The sequence below is a fragment of the Criibacterium bergeronii genome, from assembly GCF_001693775.2.
Lineage (GTDB): Bacteria > Bacillota > Clostridia > Peptostreptococcales > Filifactoraceae > Peptoanaerobacter > Peptoanaerobacter bergeronii.
In genome coordinates this window covers 1-18678 of sequence record NZ_MBEW02000017.1, presented here as the reverse complement: position 1 = coordinate 18678, position 18678 = coordinate 1, and the positions used below count along the sequence as shown (strand labels likewise).

Here is an 18678-nt window from a genome sequence, read left to right as displayed (position 1 = left end):
ATGTTATCAATATAACCTTTATAAATCTTTAACCTGCTAATTTTTCCAAAAAGCTTATTACATTTTTCAGCAGGCTCTGAGGTGAGTCTTTTTCAACTCTTTGTTTTAATTTCTGTTTTGCTCCTGAATAAATTACATACACGCCATTTTGTGAAATTTTATCTATGCCTATTCTTTCTCCAAGACTTCTAATTCTTGAAATTTTAAGCAGATTTTCTACAGACTCAGGTATATCTGAGAACCTATCCTCAATTTCTGACTGAACTCCAAAATAATCCTCTTTGTCCTCAATAGAGGCAATCTTTTTGTAAATTTCGATTTTTTGTAGCTCATCTTGTATATAATTATCAGGTATATAAGCGTCCACGTTAAGATATACCTCAGTTTGAGTTTTTTCTTCTTCCTTAACTCCCTTAAGAGCATTAAACGCCTTGTTGAGCATTTTTATATATAAATCGTAGCCTACTTCTTCGATGTGACCGGACTGTGACTCTCCAAGCAGATTTCCTGAGCCTCTTATTTCCAAATCCATCATAGCTATCTTAAAGCCACTGCCAAATTCTGTGAATTCTTTTATGGTCTTTAATCTTTTAGAGGCTACCTCTGTCAAAACTTTATCCTTTTCATACAAAAGGTAGGCGTAGGATTGTCTTGATGACCTACCTACTCTGCCTCTTAGCTGATAAAGTTGTGATATACCCATCTTGTCTGCATTATAAATGATAATGGTATTAACATTTGAAATGTCCATGCCGGTTTCTATGATAGTGGTGCATAAAAGTAAATCATATTTTTTGTCCATAAAATCTATCATAATGTCCTCAAGCTCATTTGAATTCATTTGTCCATGTGCAACAGCAATCCTCAAATCCGGCATCAATGTATTAAGATACTTTTTAATTCTGTCAATGTCATGCACCACATTGTATACAAAATACACCTGTCCGTTTCTCATTATTTCTCTTTGGATAGCATCTACTATTATACCATCTAATGCCTCCGTCACATAAGTAGCTATTGGATGTCTATCATTTGGAGGTGTCTCTAAAGTGGACATATCTCTTATGCCTGATAACGACATATTTAATGTCCTTGGTATCGGTGTGGCGGTTAAAGTCAACACGTCTACATTATTTTTTAACTGCTTGATTTTCTCTTTATCCTTTACCCCAAATCTTTGCTCTTCGTCTATCACTAAAAGACCTAAGTCCTTAAAAGACATATCCTTTGACAAAATTCTGTGAGTGCCCACTACCACATCAATCGTACCGGCTTTTACTCCCTCAACTACCAAATTCTGCTGCTTTTTTGTCTTAAATCTGCTGAGTGAGTCAACAGTAATAGGATAATTTTCAAATCTCTCACTTAAAGTCTTAAAGTGTTGCTCCGCCAAAATAGTAGTTGGCACTAAAAATGCAACTTGCTTTTGGTCCATTACAGCTTTAAAAATTGCTCTAAGAGCTACCTCCGTCTTACCATAACCAACATCTCCGCACACAAGCCTATCCATTGGCTTTTGACTTTCCATGTCGCATTTTATATCTTCAATGGCTTTTAGCTGGTCAGGAGTTTCTTCAAATGGAAACAGCGACTCAAATTCTCTTTGCCAAAATGTATCTTTGGAAAATGCGTAGCCTTTTTTGTGTTCTCTTATACTATAAAGCTCAACTAAATATTTTGCAATTTCCTCTACCGCTTTTTGAGCTTTAGTTTTTTGTTTTTTCCAACTTGTTGAGCCAAGCTTGCTTAAAGTGACTTTATCAGAGGCTGTACCTATATATTTTTGTACCTTGTCCATCTGATTTATAGGCACATAAATAGTGTCGCCATCTTTATACACAATTTTTATAAAGTCTTTGGTAACACCGTTATTTTCTCTTTGTTCAATGGCAGAAAATCTACCTATACCATAGGTTTCGTGAACTACTATATCACCTTTTTTAAGCTCTATAAAGCTATTGATTTTTTGGCTTTTTACAGCATTTTTCTTAGGCTTTGGTCTAGAAACACGCATGAAGATGTCATTATTTGTAAGATACAAAAAGTCTGCATCTTGCAGATATATTCCCCTATTTTTACCATCTTTTGTCAAAAATATATCAAAATTGTTCACATCAAAGTCTTGATTTTCTATCACTTTTACAGTGATGTCATTTTCATTTAATGCTTTTTCTAAATTTTTAACTGCATCTTTATCGTAAAGAGAAATTAATATTTTTGTATTTTTACTTTTAAAATATTTTATGTCCTCTACTAAATGCACTAAATCCCCTCTGTATTTTGGAGAGGCTTTGGCATTTATATCGGATATTTTCTTTGGTTTTAATTTTTTAATTGTTGAAAAAATTTCAGTAATTAATATTAAATTTGTCTTTTCTAATTTATACACAAAGTCTTCTTTGGTATAAAAAATATTTTTATACTCTTCTATTGCAAGATTTTTGTCTCTAAAGGTCTCGTAATTTTGTATAAATTGATAATAAATGCTTTCATACATCTCAACTACTTGATTTGGCTCATACAAAATAAAATTGCAGTCGTCTAAGAATTGAAACAGGCTCAAATCCTCTTCATCATATATATAGTCAAGATATTTTTCCATGCCTGTAAAATAGGTTTTTGACTGCAATTTTTCAATCTCAGCTTTAATATCCTGTGAAATATCTTCTTCTAATAAATTGGATAACTCATCAATTCTTTCACTTTCATCAGGATATATATATTCTCTACAATTTATTACAGAAATTTTTTCAATTTTACTTATTGAAACCTGAGAAAAAATATCAAAATATCTGATGGAGTCAACTTCATCATCAAAAAGCTCTATTCTTACAGGATTGGCAAAGTCCGGCGAAAATATATCTATTATCGAACCTCTTATACTGAATTCTGCCTTTGCCTCAACCTTTGGTGTACGCTCATAGCCTAATTTTACAAGTTTTTTGGATAATTCATCGGTATCGATTTTAGAGCTCATATCGATATCAATTTTATTTTGCTTGTAATATTTTTTAGGCATATACTTTCTTAAAAATGATGCTACTCCAACCACAAGAAAGTCAAAATCACCTTGATATATTTTCTTGAGAGTGGTTATCCTCATGTATTCATTTTGTCTATCATTTGCCTCTACAAAATATAGCCTTAGCTCATCCGTTTGCAAAAAAAGCACTTTATTATTAAACTTTGACAAGTCCTGATAGACTTGTCTCGCCATGTGCAAGTCTCTAAGTATTATTACTGTCTTTTTATGGGTGATATACTTATTATAATCAGCAAAAAAAGCAATATTTTCCAGTGAAACTCCATTTACAAGTAACGGAAATTCCTGATTATTAATAGATTTTTTTATGTCCTCATATTTAGGTTTTTGTTCTATATAATCATAAAATTTTTGCAAAGCATTTCTCCTACCTAATGTTGAAGTTATTCATAGCACTGTCTATCCCATCAGTTATAGCATTAAGACAAGCATCTGAGCATTTATTTAACGTTTCTATTAATATTTTTTGTTCCTCTTTTGAAAAACCTGATAAAACAAAATCTGCTAAATCCATATTTTGCGGTTTTGACACTCCTATCCTAAACCTTGGGAAATCGTCAAAGCCAAGTAAATATATAATATTTCTCATTCCATTATGAGTTCCTGAGCTGCCTTGCTTTCTAATCCTAAGCTTGCCTAGGTCTATATCTATGTCATCATATACTACAAAAAGATTTTGGTGTGGCACTTTATAAAAGTTCACGATTGCTTGTACACTTTCACCACTTAAATTCATGAAGGTCTGCGGTTTTACAAGTATTACTTTTTCACCATTATAATTGCCTTCACCAATGAGTGCTTTAAATTTTATTTTGTCAATTTTTATTCCCAATTTTTCGCTAAGAAAATCCATGCACATAAAGCCGACATTATGTCGGCTCTGTGAATATTTTAATCCCGGATTTCCAAGTCCTACAATTACATACATAAATAATTCCGTTCTTTTAACCAAATATTGTGCTTATTGATTCGTTGTTATAGATTTTTCTTATAGCTTTTGCAAATACAGGTGCAACGCTAACTGTTTTAATCTTATCTATTTGTTTTTCTTTTGGTAATTCTATTGTATCTAGTACCACTATTTCTTTCATGCATGAGTTTTGCAATCTTGGTATTGCCTCACCTGAAAATACAGCGTGTGTGCAACAACCATATATTTCATTTGCTCCTGCATTCATCAGTGCGTTTGCACCGTTTACCAGTGTGCCTGCTGTATCTATCATATCATCGACAATTATTACAGTTTTATCTTTTACTTCACCAATGATATTCATTACTTCTGATACATTTGGTTTTGGTCTTCTCTTATCAATAATAGCTATGCCAACTCCTAAAACATCGGCAAATTTTCTAGCTCTTGTAACTGACCCAAGGTCCGGAGATGCTATGACTATATCGTCTCTACCTGCAAATTTTTCTTTAAACACATTTGCAAGGATTGGTCCGCCAAGCAGATGGTCTACAGGTATATCAAAATATCCTTGTATCTGTGCTGCGTGAAGGTCCATGGATATTACTCTGTCAGCACCGGCTGTGGTAATTAAATTTGCAACTAGTTTTGCTGTGATTGGGTCTCTTGCCTTTGCTTTTCTGTCTTGTCTAGCATATCCATAGTAAGGGATTACTGCATTAATTCTGCCTGCTGATGCTCTTTTGCAAGCATCTATCATAATTAGTAATTCCATCAAATTGCTATCTGTTGGAGCAGATGTAGATTGGATAATAAATAATTCCTTACCTCTGACGGTTTCTTTAATATTGACTACAATTTCTCCATCGCTAAACTTTGATACTTCTGCATCTCCCAATGGCAAGCCTAATTCGTCTGCTATAGCAGTGGCTAGTTTTATATTGGAATTTCCTGCGAAGATTTCCATCTCAGTTCCACCAGTGTTCATTTAATCCTCCAAAAAAATTAATTTTATAAATACAGTTTATATTAAATAAATTTATTTATCTAATAGCTTACTTTTTCTTGTCCAGCCTTCTTTTACTACCTGTCTAGCTCTTGCAACTGCAAGACTTTGTGCCGGTACATCTTCTGTTATTGTAGAGCCTGTAGCTACATACCCCTTTTCCTCGACTGTGACTGGTGCAACAAGATTTGAATTTGAACCTATAAATGCGTTGTCTTTTACTATTGATTTGAACTTTCTCTTGCCGTCATAATTAACAAATATTACTCCGCAGCCTATGTTGACATTTTTACCTACTTCTCCATCTCCTACATAAGCCAAGTGGTTTGCCTTTGTACCTTCGCCAAGGCTTGCTTTTTTTATTTCTACAAAGTTGCCCACCTTAACATTTTTGTCTAATTTTGCCTCAGGTCTAAGATGTGAATATGGTCCGATTTGGCAAGCATCATTTACTGTACTTTGTTCTATATAGGATTTTTTAATCGTGACATTGTCTCCTATTACTGAGTTTTGTATTTCATTGTCAGGATAAAGTATGCAATTATTCCCAATTTTTGTGTTGCCTGACAAATAATTTCCCGGATAAATTATTGTATCTGTACCAATTTCTACGGTGTCTTCAATATATACGTCACTTGCATTTATAATCGTTACTCCGTCTTCCATATGACGCTGATTTATGCGTGCCTGCATGGTACGTCTTGCTTGCTCAAGCTGAATTCTCGTATTTACGCCAAGTATCTCTTGGGATTTTATTCTAAAGGTTTTTATATTGTAATTATCTTGTCTAAGAAGTTTAAATATATCTGTTAAATAATATTCTTTTTGTGAATTATCATTGCTCAATTTATCAATATATTTTCTAATCAAATCGGATTTTATAAAATATATTCCTGAATTAACTTCTTTTATTGATAATTCATCAACTGTGGCATCTTTTTGCTCAACTATTTTAACAAAATTGCCTTCGTCATCTTTTACTATTCTTCCATAGCCGAACGGTTCGTCTAAAAAGCTGCTAACTATTACTGCATCTGTCTTATCATCAACAGTATCAACTATACTTTTGATAGTAGCTGCTCTTAGTAACGGTGTATCTCCACAAGTAATTAATACATTACAATTGTCCTTTAGTTTGTCCTTTGCAAGCATTATTGCGTGCCCTGTGCCAAGCTGCTGCTCTTGGTCTACATAGACTGCTTTGTCGCCAAAATAATTAATTATTTGTTCTTTTTTATGACCTACAACAAATACCGGTTTTTCGTCCGTCAGCTCTACAGAAAGATTGTAAATATACTCCAGCATAGGTCTTCCCATCAGCTCGTGCATTACCTTCGCTTTTTCTGTGTGCATTCTTGTGCCTTTGCCAGCACACAACACTACTGTTTGTAATTTCATGTAAGCTCCTTTTAAAAATTATCCTTGTTGCTTTTTAAATAATTTATTGCTAATACTGTTTTTGAGTCAATTATTTCTCGGCTATACTTATCATCCAAAAGCTCATCCAAGCCAACCTCTAATATTTGGACATCGAAAGGAGCTACAACATCTTTGATTTTCTTACCCTTTGCAATAAAGGTATAGACTTTTTCCGTACTATAGTTTATAGACGCATAATTATTATAAATCGGTGTTAAATCTATAACTTCATATCCGAGATTTTTTTGTGCCTCGTTGATTATGGTATCAAAATAACTTTCTGAGGCTCTTACCTGCCTGCTGAGGACTTCTAAAGAAAATGTCTCGGCGGCTTTTCTGTATATTCTATTCATCACTAGCTTGTTTTCATCAGTCAATAAAATTAAGCATAAAGTACCCGGATGTGTTATTATCTCTCTTTGAGTATAGCCTGATGATTTTTCTACTGTCTGCACTTTTAATGAGATATATTTTCCGGTATATATCTTCTTTTCAGAGATTACCGGCTCCATTGTCTCATTTTTATAATCTTCTGTAGTCAAAAATTTACCTCCAACAAAATATTTGCTTAAATATAAATGAAGATTAGTTATTTTTCAATATTCCAGTTTAATTTTTTGAATTTTTTTCAACTAGCTCCTTTGCGTGCTCCAATGCTTTTATAGAGTCTTGTCTTGAGTCCATCATTTGAGCTATTTGTTTAACCCTGCCTGTTTTATCTAAGACCTCTGCTCTTGTAAATGTACTTCCATTTTCCTCTGTCTTATATACTTCTATATGATTTTTCGCAAAGGACGCTATTTGTGCTTGATGGGTTATACACAAAACCTGTCTTTTTGATGAAATATTTTTTAATTTTCTTCCAACTCTTTCGCTTGCCAGTCCACTTATACCTGTGTCTATTTCATCAAAAATCATAGTTTTTTCAAAATCTGAGCTGATTACATTTTTTAATGCAAGCATAAATCTTGATATTTCACCACCGGAGGCTACTTTTGAAAATGGTTTTATTTCTTCACCTTTATTAAAGGATACTAAAAATAAAATTTTATCTCTGCCTTTTTGATTAAAGCTGTCTGCATAGCTTATGTCTATTTTAAATGCTGTATCTCCAATGCCTAGAGTGTCTAGCTCTTTTATTATTTGCTGTTCAAGCTTTGGGATGTTGTCTTTTCTAATTTCAGTCAGCTTTTTTGAGTAAATTTGTACTTGTTCATGTAGCTGAGTCAGTTCTTGTTTTAAAGCTTTTAGTCTTATTTCCATATTTTCAAGCTCATAGACTTTATTTTTTAAAGCTTTTAGATATTTCATCAGCTCGTCATAGCCTTGAGCATATTTTGAAAATACATAGTTTATCTGATTGTACCTGTTTTCCAATTCTTCTTTGGAGTTGTCTTCGTACTCATATCTACCCATATTGTCTCTTAAATCATAGACTATTTCTTCTAAATTATAGTATTCATTATTTAATTTTTCATGGATAGCTGCTAACTTTTTGTCCAAGTGCGAAAGCTCTTCAAATTCTTCTGTGTATCTTTTAAGAGTTTTCATTATATTTGATGAATTTGAATAAAGCTCTTGGTATAAACCATTGATGGTGTTGTTTATTTTCTCCGATTGTTCGGCAATTTCAAGTTGTGAGCTTATTTTCTCGTCTTCACCTTTTTTTAGTTTTAAGGACTCTATTTCTTCTATTTTGTGGTTTACTATTTCTAATTTTGTCTGATTGTCGTCTTTGTTAAATTCGCTTTTTAGTTTTTCGTACTCTTTTTTCTTGTAAATAAATTCTTTGTATAAATTTACATAGGTAATATAATCTTGTTTTTCTTTGATTTTTATATATGAGTCCAAAATGTTTATATGGTTTTGCTCATCCAATTCATTAAACTCATTTTGTCCATGGATATTTGCCAAATATGACGCAATAAGTCTTAGATTGCTCATGGTAACATTTTTTGAATTTATTTTAGATATGCTTTTCCCGTCACTGTATATCTGACGTCTTATACTTAGCACTCCGGTTTCCAAATCCAAATCAAGCTCATCAAAAATAGGTTTTATCAGCTCTATCAGTTGCTCACTTAAAAAAAAGGTAAGCTCAATTGTAGACTTTTCTTTTCCTCTTCTAATGAAACTCTTATCTGCTCTTTTTCCCAGTGCAAAGGAAATTGCGTCTATAAGTATTGATTTTCCTGAGCCTGTTTCTCCGGTAAATACTGTAAACCCATCCTCTAGCTCTAACTCCAAGGTGTCAATCAAAGCAAAATCTTGTATATATATCTGCTTAAGCATATACTCCCTACCTAAAAATTTGCGTGAGATTCCTCTACTGCTTTATCAATGTCTTTAGTAGTCAAACTAATGCCTTTGTCAACAAAATGTGCAAGGTACTCTATGTTACCTTTTTGACCTGTTATAGGAGAAAATGTGATTTTATCAGCTACAATTCCAATTTCACCTGCAAAATCAACTATTTCTTTTATAACTCTTTTATGTATTTTTTCATCTTTGATTATTCCTTTGTTAACTTCTTGTCTTTTTGACTCAAACTGTGGTTTTATTAGGGTTACTATTTCGTAATCTTGTGCCATAAGTTCTTTTAATTTTGGTAAGATTTTTGTCAGTGAAATAAATGACACGTCAACTGTGGCAAACTCTATTTTATCCGGCACTTTTTCATTTTCTATATATCTAAAGTTTGTCCTTTCCATGCAGACTACTCTTTGGTCAATTCTAAGCTTGTACGCCAACTGATTGTATCCCACGTCAATTGCATAAACTTTTTTTGCTCCGTTTTGCAGCATACAATCCGTAAAGCCTCCTGTAGATGCTCCTACGTCCATACAAATTTTAGAGTCTAGCTTTATATTAAATACTTCTAAGGCTTTTTCCAGCTTTAGACCGCCTCTTCCAACATATGGTACAAGCTCCTGTTTGATTGTTATTTTACATTTTTCATCCACAAGTGCCCCTGCCTTGTCAGTAAGAACTCCATCAGCATAGACATTTCCAGCCATTATATTTACCTGTGCCTTATGTCTTGTATCATAAAAACCCTGTTCAACCAAAAGAAGGTCAATTCTTTTTTTCATATATTTACCTGAATTTTTGTTAATTAAATTTCCATTAAATGATTTTATCAACTTTATCAAATTTTTCAATATAAAATTTAATTTTATATTGAATTCATAATTTTGAATTCATAATTTGATTTATTTTATATGCGATTTTATCCGGTGTTAAATCATATCTTTCATATATTTGCTCAACCTTGCCCTGAGCTATAGGCTCATTTGAAAATCCAAACGGATACAGCTTAGGGGATTGTTTTTTTTCTACAAAATACATGGATACTTCAGGGAAAAGTCCTCCCGGTAGTACGCCATCTTCCATGGTGAAGATATATTTATCATTTTCTATTTTTTCCATAGCCTGCATATCTAGCGGTCTTAGTCTACGAGTATTTATAACCTTAATTTTTATGTCATATACGCTTTTTAGCTTTTGCTGCACATTTAAAGCTATACTTAGCATTTTTCCGCTTGCAAGCAAGGAGCTGTTGCCTTTGTCTGAAATTATTTCCCAGCTTGCTGTATCATCGCTGTTTTTGTCAAATCCCAAATTGTAGCTTATTCCTTTTTGAAATCTGATGGCTACCGGACAATTTTTATCTTGCATAGCAAGCATCAATTTTTCCGTTTCTATAGCATCTTTTGGGGAATAAATCTCAATATTTGGCATAGTGCTAAAATAGCTTATATCGTATACACCGTTGTGGGTTTCGCCATCTTCTCCTACTACTCCTGCTCTATCTACCAAAAATGTTACAGGTAAATTTTGCAAGCAGACATCGTGAAGTATTTGGTCATAAGCTCTTTGCAAAAATGTGGAATATATCGCAACGTATGGTTTAAGTCCTGATATAGCAAGTCCTGCTGCTATTGTCACTGCATTTGACTCTTCCATGCCGACATCTATTACTCTATTAGGGTACGCTTGTTTTAAGCAATCAAGTCCTGTCCCCTTTATCATGGCGGCACAAATAGCTACTGCTTTTTCGTCTTGCTCAAATATTTTAACTAGGCTCTTGCCCACTACATCAGAAAAGCTTTCTTTATTATATGGTTCAATTTTTTTTGACACGTCAAAACTCCCTACTCCATGATAGGTGGTAGGGTCCTGCTGTGCAAATTTATATCCTCTGCCTTTTATTGTTTTTACGTGTAAAATCTTTGGCCCTTTAATTCTTTTCATTTGTACCAAAGCGTTTACTAATTCATCGTAATTATGCCCGTTTACAGGTCCAAAATAGTTTATGCCCAGCTCGTTAAATAAAGCTCCCGGCACAACAATATTTTTAAAGCCATCCTTTAAGCCTTTTACCACGCTTACCGCTGAGTCGCCTAGATATGGTAGACTGGATAGTACACTTTTTACATTATCCGATAAATTTCTATAGTTGTTGTTTACTCTTAAACGGCTAAGGTTTCTTGACAATGCTCCAACGTTTTTTTCTATGGACATTTCGTTGTCATTTAATATTATTAGCATATCAAGCTTACTATGCCCTATAAAGTTTAAGCCTTCTAATGCCAGTCCACTACCTAGTGAGCTGTCTCCGATTAAACAGACGACATTATAGTCCTCTCCCGTCAAATTCTTTGCAAGTGCCATACCAATACCGGCAGAAATAGATGTGGAGCTATGCCCTGTGTTAAATGCGTCATGAATACTCTCTGTTGTTTTTGGAAAACCGCTAAGTCCATCTAATTGTCTTAGAGTATCAAATCTATCTTTTCTGCCTGTGAGTATTTTATGCACATAGCTTTGATGCCCAACGTCAAATATTACTTTGTCCTTGCTTGTATCAAATACAGAATGTATAGCAAGTGTAAGCTCCACTACGCCCAAATTTGACGCTAAGTGCCCGCCGGTTTTTGACACGTTTTGCACTAAAAACACTCTTATATCTTTGGCTAAGTGTCTAATTTCTTCTGAATTTAAATTTTGTAAATCCCTTGGTGAATTGATTTTATCTAAGTATTTATACATTTTATTACCTATAATCAGCTATTACGCTGTGACAAATAATCAGCAGTTTGTTCAAAAAAATCAAGATTAGGAATGTTTGTTGCTTTTAATGCGTCCTTACATTCTTTAATGTGCTGCAAAAGTATATCTATAGATTTGTTTATTCCATAATATTTTGGGAATGTATTTTTCCCTTCAGCGACATCTTTACCTATAGATTTACCCAATTTTTTTGTATCGCCTACAACATCTAAAATATCATCGGAAATCTGAAAAGCCAAGCCAAGATTTCTTGCATAGTTTTCAAAATGTTTGATTTGTTGCTCAGAAAGGTTTGACAGCATCGCAGCCGATACAATAGATGCCTCTATCAATTTTGCCGTCTTGTGTTCATGTATATAAACTAGTTGCTCTGTTTCTATATCTTTTTTTTCTGTGGTCACATCGCTTACTTGCCCACCAATCATGCCATAAATGCCTGAATTATTAGCTATATATAAGCAGGCTCTAGCAACATTTTGGTTTTCTCCATTATTTTCGCAGATAAATCTCAGTAAAATTTCATACGCAAAATTTAGCAAGGCATCACCTGCTAAAATCGCTATATTTTCTCCAAACTTTTTGTGAGAGGTGAGTGTCCCTCTCCTATAGTCGTCATTATCCATAGCCGGCAAGTCATCATGTATCAATGAATAGGTATGAATAAATTCGATTGCACACGCTATATCTAAATATTTTTCTTCATAGACATTGCAGGCTCTTAAAAGCTCTAAAAACAGACTTGGTCTTAGCCTTTTGCCTCCGGAAAGGGAAGAATATTTCATAGCGTCAATTATGATACCGGAATATTTCAAATGAATATCCAGCAGCTTTTTTATCCTATCTTCTATTACAGCAGCGTCCTTTTTTAGCCTTTCAATTCTATCCATGTCCCACCATTTTTTAAAAATTTTAATTCTAATTGCCTTATTAATATAAATAATTAGTTTCGACAACCCATAGATTATATCACAAATATTAAATAAATGTAAAATTTGTGAGATTTTTTTGAATTAATATTAACGCTAAGTTTAGTAAACATCTAAATTTTACATATATCTTTTAAAAATATCATTTGCCAAAAACTTTTCAGTTTCTTCATAAAAATCATTTCTTAATCTTTTAACTGTTCTTTTACAAAACTTCATTTTTTCGTAAGTATTCTCTGCAAGTATTTTTTTATAACCCCAAATATGGGTCAAGAGCTGTTGGTTTCCTATAGCCTTTGGAAATTCCAGTATATACTTAATTTGTTTATTTTTTTTGTAAGCACACATTGATAATAGCCTTTGCTCTGCAAATACCATGTAGCTGAGTGTATCGTCCACGTCCTCAGATTTTTGCATAAACTCAATTGCTAAATCGGTATAATATTTTTTGAAGTCCATGTCGGCTATATATAATATGGCTGTATTTGAGGCATAAACGTTAAACGACAACTCATCAAAGTCAAAAGCCTCCTTCATTTTAAAATACTCCTTAGGCTTGTATACCTCAGTGATAAGTGGCTCACTATGGGCTGAGCAAATGTCTGAATTCAAAATATTTTGTAGATTTTGCCACACTATCATATCTGTATCCATCATGACGCATGGAGCTTGCATTTTTTTTAGAGCAAATAATTTCGCCCCAGCCCAGTACATTTTTGGGTTTATACCTAAATCATAAGGTATTTCCTCAACCTTGTCCCAAAGGCTAAGCATATTTAGCCTATTAAAATAGTTGGTGGCATATTTATCAGCAAATAATGTTATCTTGCCATTATTTTTTCTCCAATTTAACGCAGATAAAGCTGTAACTAATAAATCATAATCCCTAATCATGAAGTCCTCTTTTAGATTTGTCGGTCTACTCCATACAGTGTTAAATGCTCTTAATCCACCTTGCTCTATCATATCAGCTCCAGTCCATAACCCATCACAAAAAATTCTTGCTTTATATTTGACGCTCTATACAAATATTCATTTTTATATTCCGCTCTTACATCAATTTTTTTTATTAACTCCACCTTGCTTTTTTCAAAGTAATTCTCATCATTTAAAACTTCTTGTGCATATGTCTCAGAGCTTCCGGCAAAGCTTTTATATTTGTAATTATAGCTGTTTGCATAATAACTAAACGAACCATAAGAGGGTGAATATGATTTTTTATATGAATTTACATTTACAAGTGAGGTGTATAACCCGTAAGAGCTGTTATAACTGTAAGAATTATGTGAACTAAATGAAGTATATGAACCTGATACCCCAAAAGATGTATTAAATGAATAATGTTGTCTAAATGGGTTGGTTTTGCAGTTTAGGTCACTTGTTTTATTTTCATTTAACAGAGCTAAATCCGTTTGCAAAAATGATTTCATTTTTAAAAAATTATCTATCAGGCTAAACTTATATTTTACCTTAGTATTTTTTAATTTATTAATAATACTTTTCCCAAGGAATATTTCTTCTATCCCTTTTACTTCATTAGAATAGACAACATTTCTACAAGAAAGATAATTTTTTAGTGACGATTTCACCAATTTACTATAGGATATAAAATTATTTTTTACAGACATACACATATCCATCCCTTTAAATGAAAATAAACTATTAATTATTATTAATAGATAAGCTATACACTGTATTTTTTGAAACCTTTAAATTTGATGCGGTAACCTTTATTGCATCCTTTTGAGACAAACCAAGCTTAATATTTTTTTCAAGCTCATTAAGTATGTCTTTTTCGCTGATTTGCTCTTTAATCTCTTTTTTACCCTCTACTAGGATTATTACCTCGCCTTTTATCCCTAAGTCGCCTTTTTCAAGCTGCTCATTTACTTGACGTAGACTTCCTCTTATATATTCCTCAAATTTTTTACTGATTTCTCTTGCAATAACTACATTCCTGTCTCCAAAAATTTCATAGATGCTTTTTATAGTGCTTGCAGTCCTATTAGGAGACTCATATATTATAACTGTATTTTTGTATTCGCTAAGCTCTCTTAATTCCTGCTTTTTTTTGCCATTATTTCTATCTAAAAAGCCTTTGAAAAAAAATCCCGCTGTATCTAACCCACTGCTAACTAATGCCACTACAAACGCACTGGCTCCTGGCAAAGTAGTAAACTCTGCACCATTTTTTATACAATATCTGATAAGTATTGCACCAGGGTCTGATATGCCGGGCATACCAGCATCGCTGACATAGGCAATATTTTTTCCTAAAGACAATTTATTTATTATTTCTTCGGATTTTTCATTTTCATTATGCTCGTGCATGGAATAAAGCGGTTTTGATATTTCGTAGTGATTTAATAATTTTATTGTGTTTCTAGTATCCTCACAATAAATTTCGTCTACACTTTTTAAAGTCTCCAAGGTTCTTATAGTTATGTCCTGAAGATTGCCTATAGGAGTAGGACAGATATATAACATGATATACTCCTTTTATTCATATTCTTGATTATTATTATACCACATTATAAATAAAATCACATTTAAAATATAGTTTAAAAAATTTATAAATCTCCCTTGAACTAATTTTGTAAATGAATTATACTAGTTATTAAAACTAGATATTACTTTAAATATTTTTATAGGTATAAATAAATGAAAACAAATCTTACAAGATGGGAGCATTTACCTGATTTCCCATTATATAATGACCAGCTATGCAGTATTGCCAAAGCTGAGCTGGAAATTTTTTTAAATCCAAACGATGCGACAATTACCATGGCAATGGTAAATAATTATGTAAAAAATAAAATTATCCCAAAGCCGGAAAAGAAAAAGTACACCAAACAGCACTTAGCAAGCGTAATTGTAATAACGCTTTTAAAACAAATCTTCACCATTGATGAAATAAAAAAAGGCATTAGCCTAATGCTTGCCATTTATGATTATGAAAAATCCTACGATATGTTTTGCGATTTAATAGAAAAAGACGTGTCTACCGTAAAAGAAGAAAAATCCATACACAATACCGATATTAATACCTATCTTTCTTGTGCCACAAAATCAATCGCCAATAATATCTATGTAAAAAATTATTTATCTACTAAAGAGGTCAAATGATGAAAACCTATGAATTTGATGCAAAAAGCTTAGTTATAGAAACATTTAATACCTTGTCACATTTTGCAGGCGTGGTGCTTGGAATAGTTTTTTTAACACTTATGATTAACAAATCACTATTAATAGGCAGTAAAAACCTACCTAGCTTTATAGTGTACGGAGCATTTTTTATACTGATGTTTTTGACAAGCACAATATATCACGCCACATTTAACAAAAAAATAAAGGCTTTTGCAAGGATATTTGACCATACAGCAATATTTTTATTCATCGCCGGCTCTTATACACCTGTTATAACATCAATTTTCTCAGGAAATATGCGTATTTTACTACTTTGCTCAATATGGCTACTTGCATTAGGAGGTACAATATTTAAGATAATTACTCACAATTCCTATGACAAATATAAAAAAATATCTGTAATTTTGTATATAGCCATGGGCTGGTTTGCTATAATAATTTTCAAACCACTGCTATTAGAAAAATCTGTTAAATTTATAATATTATTAGTATTAGGCGGATTATTATACACTGTCGGCACAATATTTTATAAAAGCAAAAACCCGGTTTATCATATAGTTTGGCACTTTTTTGTACTAGGAGCGGCAATAATTCATTTTTTCAGTTATTATTTTTATCTAATCAGTTGATTTAGATGGTATAATATCTTATGTAAATGAATTATATTTAAAGAGGCCTCTAAATGAAAAAAGCATTAATTATTGGCTCAACAGTCTGCGACATAATGATTTATGTGGATAAAATGCCAAAAACCAGTGAAGATGAGCACGCTAAATCACAAAATATTAATCTTGGAGGATGTGCCTACAACGTAGTCTCCATACTTCACAATTTAGATATTCCTTATGACTTTATATCCCCAGTTGGTCAAGGAATATACGGAGATTTTGTAAAAAATAAACTAAAAGAAAAAAATATTCACACCAGCATATATACAGAGCTTACAAATGGCTGTTGTTACTGTATAGTAGAAAACGGCGGTGAAAGAAGTTTTATCTCCTATCATGGTGCAGAATATAGATTTAATAAGTCTTGGCTAGAAAATCTTGACTTAAACTCTTACTCATACATATATGTATGTGGCTTGGAAGTAGAGGACAAGGATGGAGAAGAATTAGTAGGTTCACTTAAAAGTTTTAAAGGTCAAATAATTTTTTGTCCCGGTCCAAGGGTAAAGCTTATAAAAAAATCATTGATGGATAAAATTTTTGAAGTTTCTCCTATTTTACATTTAAACGAAAAAGAATTAAAAGAGCTTGGAGCAAATGACGATATTGACGTTTCATTAAATAAACTCTACAAAAAAATAAAAAATATAATCGTAGTGACCTGTGGCAAAGATGGAGCATTTTATTTTGATGGCAAAATAAAAACTTTTCTTGAACCTATTAAATCTGTTGTAGTAGATACCATAGGAGCTGGCGACTCACACGCAGGAGGACTTATATCATCACTTTGCGCAGGAAATGACATGAAAAAATCAGTAGCCTTTGCTAATAAGGTCGCCTCAAAAATCGTAAGTATAAGTGGTACTGATTTACCAAAATCTGAATTTAAAGAGCTAAAAAAAGACTTGTTATAGATTTATAAAATGGACCAATCGAAGTAGACTAATTAAAAGTCTACATCAAATGGTCCATTTTATTTTCATATAACAAGTTTTATTATTTTCATACTATTGACTATTACAACAATTTAAAATCCAGCTGTATTGGTTAAGTTCTTTCGCACAAATTTTAGAGTATAACTAGAAATATAAATAAAGTAACCTCTTGGATTTTAGTATTAAAATTTATTTGCTGTAATCGTAGATACCCTTACCTGTTTTTCTTCCTAATTGACCTGAGCGAACTAATTTTCTCATCATTGGATGTGGTCTGTATTTAGTATCTCCAAATTCATTATAAAGCACTTCCATTATTGCAAGGCATACATCCCAACCTACTAAATCTCCTAAAGCTAGAGGTCCCATTGGATGGTTTGCACCAAGTTTCATAGCTGTGTCTATATCTTCTGGAGTTGCTAAGCCATCAGCTAAGATACCAACTGCTTCATTTATCATTGGTATTAATATTCTGTTTACTACAAATCCAGGTCCTTCTTCTACTTGTACCGGAGTTTTTCCTATTACTTTAGATAATTCAACTATTTTGCTGTTAGTTTCATCATCGGTCATCTTGCCTTTTATAACTTCTACAAGTGCCATCATTGGTACTGGGTTAAAGAAGTGCATTCCTATTACTTTTTCAGGTCTTTTTGTTGCTGCACCAATTGCAGTTATAGATAATGAAGATGTGTTAGATGCAAGTATTGTTTTTGCATCGCAAATTTCATCAAGCTCTTTGAATATTGCAAGTTTTACTTTTTCATTTTCTGTTGCGGCTTCTATGACTAAATCACAATCTTTTATATCGTTAATATCTGATGATGTAGATATATTTCCTATAGTTGTATCCATTTCTTCTTGAGTCATTTTACCCTTAGAAACAATCTTTTCAAGATTTTTTTTGATGCTTGCTTGTGCTTTTTCTAGTGCCTGAGGTGCTATATCTCTAATTATAACTTGATTTCCTTTTGCCATAACCTGAGCTATTCCTGAGCCCATTACTCCTGAGCCTATTACTGCTACTTTCATTGATTGCCTCCCTAATTTTTATACTTTTTATTTTTCAACTTACATAATATCTATTTAGTAAGTAATAAAACTATTTTGAAAATTTTATAAAAATATTATATCAAAATATTTTACTTTATTCTATAGTCTAATATAAGCATACCCTTGCGTCTGTAGCCTTGCTATTCTTGTAATCGCAGACTCTTCAACTTCTATGCCTTGAGGAAGAAGTTCCTTGGTTAAATTATTTTCTATAAGTCCCTTAGTTCCAATTACAAATTTAACTCTTGGATTTCCAATCAGTCCTTCAAAAGATTGTCCACTATATGACCCAAATAGTCCAGCAGCTTTAGACATTGCTATTATTTCTATATTCGCCTGTGGCTCTCTAGATAGTATATCTCTTGCATTATCAAGTGTTGCTGTCCACTTTTCTGCTTCTACAACATGAAATATTACATTCATAGTCATTCTCCTCAATTTACTGTTATTTACTTTCAGCTTTTTCTTTTTCTGCTTCTATTAGTTTTGTCAGTTCCG

General features: G+C 32.6%; 17 protein-coding genes. 3 read left to right on the top strand and 14 right to left on the bottom strand.

Annotated features, from left to right (window positions below):
- Nucleotides 1-28 precede the first annotated feature (28 nt).
- The 12 genes from mfd to rsmI all read right to left on the bottom strand — a co-directional run bounded on the left by mfd (nucleotide 29) and on the right by rsmI (nucleotide 14864).
- Nucleotides 29-3400 (bottom strand): transcription-repair coupling factor, encoded by a 3372-nt coding sequence (gene mfd / locus BBG48_RS07580; protein WP_068913210.1) that lies wholly within the window; start codon nucleotides 3398-3400, stop codon nucleotides 29-31.
- A 10-nt stretch (nucleotides 3401-3410) separates the two neighbouring features.
- Nucleotides 3411-3971 carry an aminoacyl-tRNA hydrolase gene (gene pth / locus BBG48_RS07575; protein ID WP_068913211.1) on the bottom strand — a complete coding sequence of 187 codons (561 nt, stop codon included), beginning with the start codon at nucleotides 3969-3971 and terminating at the stop codon, nucleotides 3411-3413.
- A gap of 16 nt (nucleotides 3972-3987) precedes the next feature.
- Nucleotides 3988-4941 (bottom strand): ribose-phosphate diphosphokinase, encoded by a 954-nt coding sequence (locus BBG48_RS07570; RefSeq protein WP_068913213.1) that lies wholly within the window; start codon nucleotides 4939-4941, stop codon nucleotides 3988-3990.
- Nucleotides 4942-4992: 51 nt separating this feature from the next.
- A complete protein-coding gene (gene glmU, locus BBG48_RS07565) occupies nucleotides 4993-6357 on the bottom strand; it encodes a bifunctional UDP-N-acetylglucosamine diphosphorylase/glucosamine-1-phosphate N-acetyltransferase GlmU (protein WP_068913215.1) in 1365 nt (454 codons plus the stop codon).
- A gap of 11 nt (nucleotides 6358-6368) precedes the next feature.
- Nucleotides 6369-6920, bottom strand: coding sequence for an NUDIX hydrolase (locus BBG48_RS07560; RefSeq protein WP_068913217.1), 552 nt, complete (start codon nucleotides 6918-6920; stop codon nucleotides 6369-6371).
- 67 nt (nucleotides 6921-6987) lie between these two features.
- Nucleotides 6988-8670 (bottom strand): DNA repair protein RecN, encoded by a 1683-nt coding sequence (gene recN / locus BBG48_RS07555; RefSeq protein ID WP_068913219.1) that lies wholly within the window; start codon nucleotides 8668-8670, stop codon nucleotides 6988-6990.
- Nucleotides 8671-8681: 11 nt separating this feature from the next.
- Nucleotides 8682-9470 (bottom strand): TlyA family RNA methyltransferase, encoded by a 789-nt coding sequence (locus BBG48_RS07550; RefSeq protein WP_068913221.1) that lies wholly within the window; start codon nucleotides 9468-9470, stop codon nucleotides 8682-8684.
- Between the two features lie 94 nt (nucleotides 9471-9564).
- Nucleotides 9565-11430 (bottom strand): 1-deoxy-D-xylulose-5-phosphate synthase, encoded by a 1866-nt coding sequence (gene dxs, locus BBG48_RS07545; RefSeq protein ID WP_068913223.1) that lies wholly within the window; start codon nucleotides 11428-11430, stop codon nucleotides 9565-9567.
- A 14-nt stretch (nucleotides 11431-11444) separates the two neighbouring features.
- A complete protein-coding gene (locus BBG48_RS07540; protein WP_068913225.1) occupies nucleotides 11445-12338 on the bottom strand; it encodes a polyprenyl synthetase family protein in 894 nt (297 codons plus the stop codon).
- A 159-nt stretch (nucleotides 12339-12497) separates the two neighbouring features.
- Complete coding sequence (locus BBG48_RS07535; RefSeq protein WP_068913227.1) at nucleotides 12498-13343, bottom strand: DUF6734 family protein; 846 nt, start codon at nucleotides 13341-13343, stop codon at nucleotides 12498-12500.
- Nucleotides 13340-14005: a hypothetical protein gene (locus tag BBG48_RS07530; RefSeq protein ID WP_068913229.1), complete on the bottom strand. Its 666-nt coding sequence runs from the start codon at nucleotides 14003-14005 to the stop codon at nucleotides 13340-13342. The genes BBG48_RS07535 and BBG48_RS07530 overlap by 4 nt, the downstream gene beginning before the upstream one ends.
- A gap of 34 nt (nucleotides 14006-14039) precedes the next feature.
- Nucleotides 14040-14864, bottom strand: a complete 825-nt coding sequence (rsmI, locus tag BBG48_RS07525) for a 16S rRNA (cytidine(1402)-2'-O)-methyltransferase (RefSeq protein ID WP_068913230.1) — start codon at nucleotides 14862-14864, stop codon at nucleotides 14040-14042.
- Nucleotides 14865-15038: 174 nt separating this feature from the next.
- On the opposite strand from rsmI, the gene BBG48_RS07520 reads away from it, so the two are divergent.
- From BBG48_RS07520 to BBG48_RS07510, 3 genes are read left to right on the top strand one after another with little or no spacing between them, the layout of a single operon-like run.
- Nucleotides 15039-15503 (top strand): DUF1836 domain-containing protein, encoded by a 465-nt coding sequence (locus BBG48_RS07520; protein WP_068913232.1) that lies wholly within the window; start codon nucleotides 15039-15041, stop codon nucleotides 15501-15503.
- Nucleotides 15500-16153 carry a PAQR family membrane homeostasis protein TrhA gene (trhA, locus tag BBG48_RS07515; RefSeq protein ID WP_068913234.1) on the top strand — a complete coding sequence of 218 codons (654 nt, stop codon included), beginning with the start codon at nucleotides 15500-15502 and terminating at the stop codon, nucleotides 16151-16153. The genes BBG48_RS07520 and trhA overlap by 4 nt, the downstream gene beginning before the upstream one ends.
- A 53-nt stretch (nucleotides 16154-16206) precedes the next feature.
- Nucleotides 16207-17106 carry a carbohydrate kinase family protein gene (locus tag BBG48_RS07510; RefSeq protein ID WP_068913236.1) on the top strand — a complete coding sequence of 300 codons (900 nt, stop codon included), beginning with the start codon at nucleotides 16207-16209 and terminating at the stop codon, nucleotides 17104-17106.
- Nucleotides 17107-17316: 210 nt separating this feature from the next.
- On the opposite strand, the gene BBG48_RS07505 is transcribed toward BBG48_RS07510, so the two are convergent.
- Nucleotides 17317-18159, bottom strand: coding sequence for a 3-hydroxybutyryl-CoA dehydrogenase (locus BBG48_RS07505; RefSeq protein WP_068913237.1), 843 nt, complete (start codon nucleotides 18157-18159; stop codon nucleotides 17317-17319).
- Between the two features lie 120 nt (nucleotides 18160-18279).
- Nucleotides 18280-18603 carry a DsrE family protein gene (locus BBG48_RS07500; protein WP_068913239.1) on the bottom strand — a complete coding sequence of 108 codons (324 nt, stop codon included), beginning with the start codon at nucleotides 18601-18603 and terminating at the stop codon, nucleotides 18280-18282.
- Between the last annotated feature and the right edge of the window lie 75 nt (nucleotides 18604-18678).

What these genes read in the sequence shown, in the direction of transcription:
- pth (WP_068913211.1), bottom strand. Translation starts at nt 3,971, where the DNA reads ATGTATGTAATTGTAGGACTTGGAAATCCGGGATTAAAATATTCACAG.
- BBG48_RS07570 (WP_068913213.1), bottom strand. Translation starts at nt 4,941, where the DNA reads ATGAACACTGGTGGAACTGAGATGGAAATCTTCGCAGGAAATTCCAAT.
- glmU (WP_068913215.1), bottom strand. Translation starts at nt 6,357, where the DNA reads ATGAAATTACAAACAGTAGTGTTGTGTGCTGGCAAAGGCACAAGAATG.
- recN (WP_068913219.1), bottom strand. Translation starts at nt 8,670, where the DNA reads ATGCTTAAGCAGATATATATACAAGATTTTGCTTTGATTGACACCTTG.
- BBG48_RS07550 (WP_068913221.1), bottom strand. Translation starts at nt 9,470, where the DNA reads ATGAAAAAAAGAATTGACCTTCTTTTGGTTGAACAGGGTTTTTATGAT.
- dxs (WP_068913223.1), bottom strand. Translation starts at nt 11,430, where the DNA reads ATGTATAAATACTTAGATAAAATCAATTCACCAAGGGATTTACAAAAT.
- BBG48_RS07540 (WP_068913225.1), bottom strand. Translation starts at nt 12,338, where the DNA reads ATGGATAGAATTGAAAGGCTAAAAAAGGACGCTGCTGTAATAGAAGAT.
- BBG48_RS07535 (WP_068913227.1), bottom strand. Translation starts at nt 13,343, where the DNA reads ATGATAGAGCAAGGTGGATTAAGAGCATTTAACACTGTATGGAGTAGA.
- BBG48_RS07530 (WP_068913229.1), bottom strand. Translation starts at nt 14,005, where the DNA reads ATGTCTGTAAAAAATAATTTTATATCCTATAGTAAATTGGTGAAATCG.
- rsmI (WP_068913230.1), bottom strand. Translation starts at nt 14,864, where the DNA reads ATGTTATATATCTGTCCTACTCCTATAGGCAATCTTCAGGACATAACT.
- BBG48_RS07520 (WP_068913232.1), top strand. Translation starts at nt 15,039, where the DNA reads ATGAAAACAAATCTTACAAGATGGGAGCATTTACCTGATTTCCCATTA.
- trhA (WP_068913234.1), top strand. Translation starts at nt 15,500, where the DNA reads ATGATGAAAACCTATGAATTTGATGCAAAAAGCTTAGTTATAGAAACA.
- BBG48_RS07510 (WP_068913236.1), top strand. Translation starts at nt 16,207, where the DNA reads ATGAAAAAAGCATTAATTATTGGCTCAACAGTCTGCGACATAATGATT.
- BBG48_RS07505 (WP_068913237.1), bottom strand. Translation starts at nt 18,159, where the DNA reads ATGAAAGTAGCAGTAATAGGCTCAGGAGTAATGGGCTCAGGAATAGCT.
- BBG48_RS07500 (WP_068913239.1), bottom strand. Translation starts at nt 18,603, where the DNA reads ATGAATGTAATATTTCATGTTGTAGAAGCAGAAAAGTGGACAGCAACA.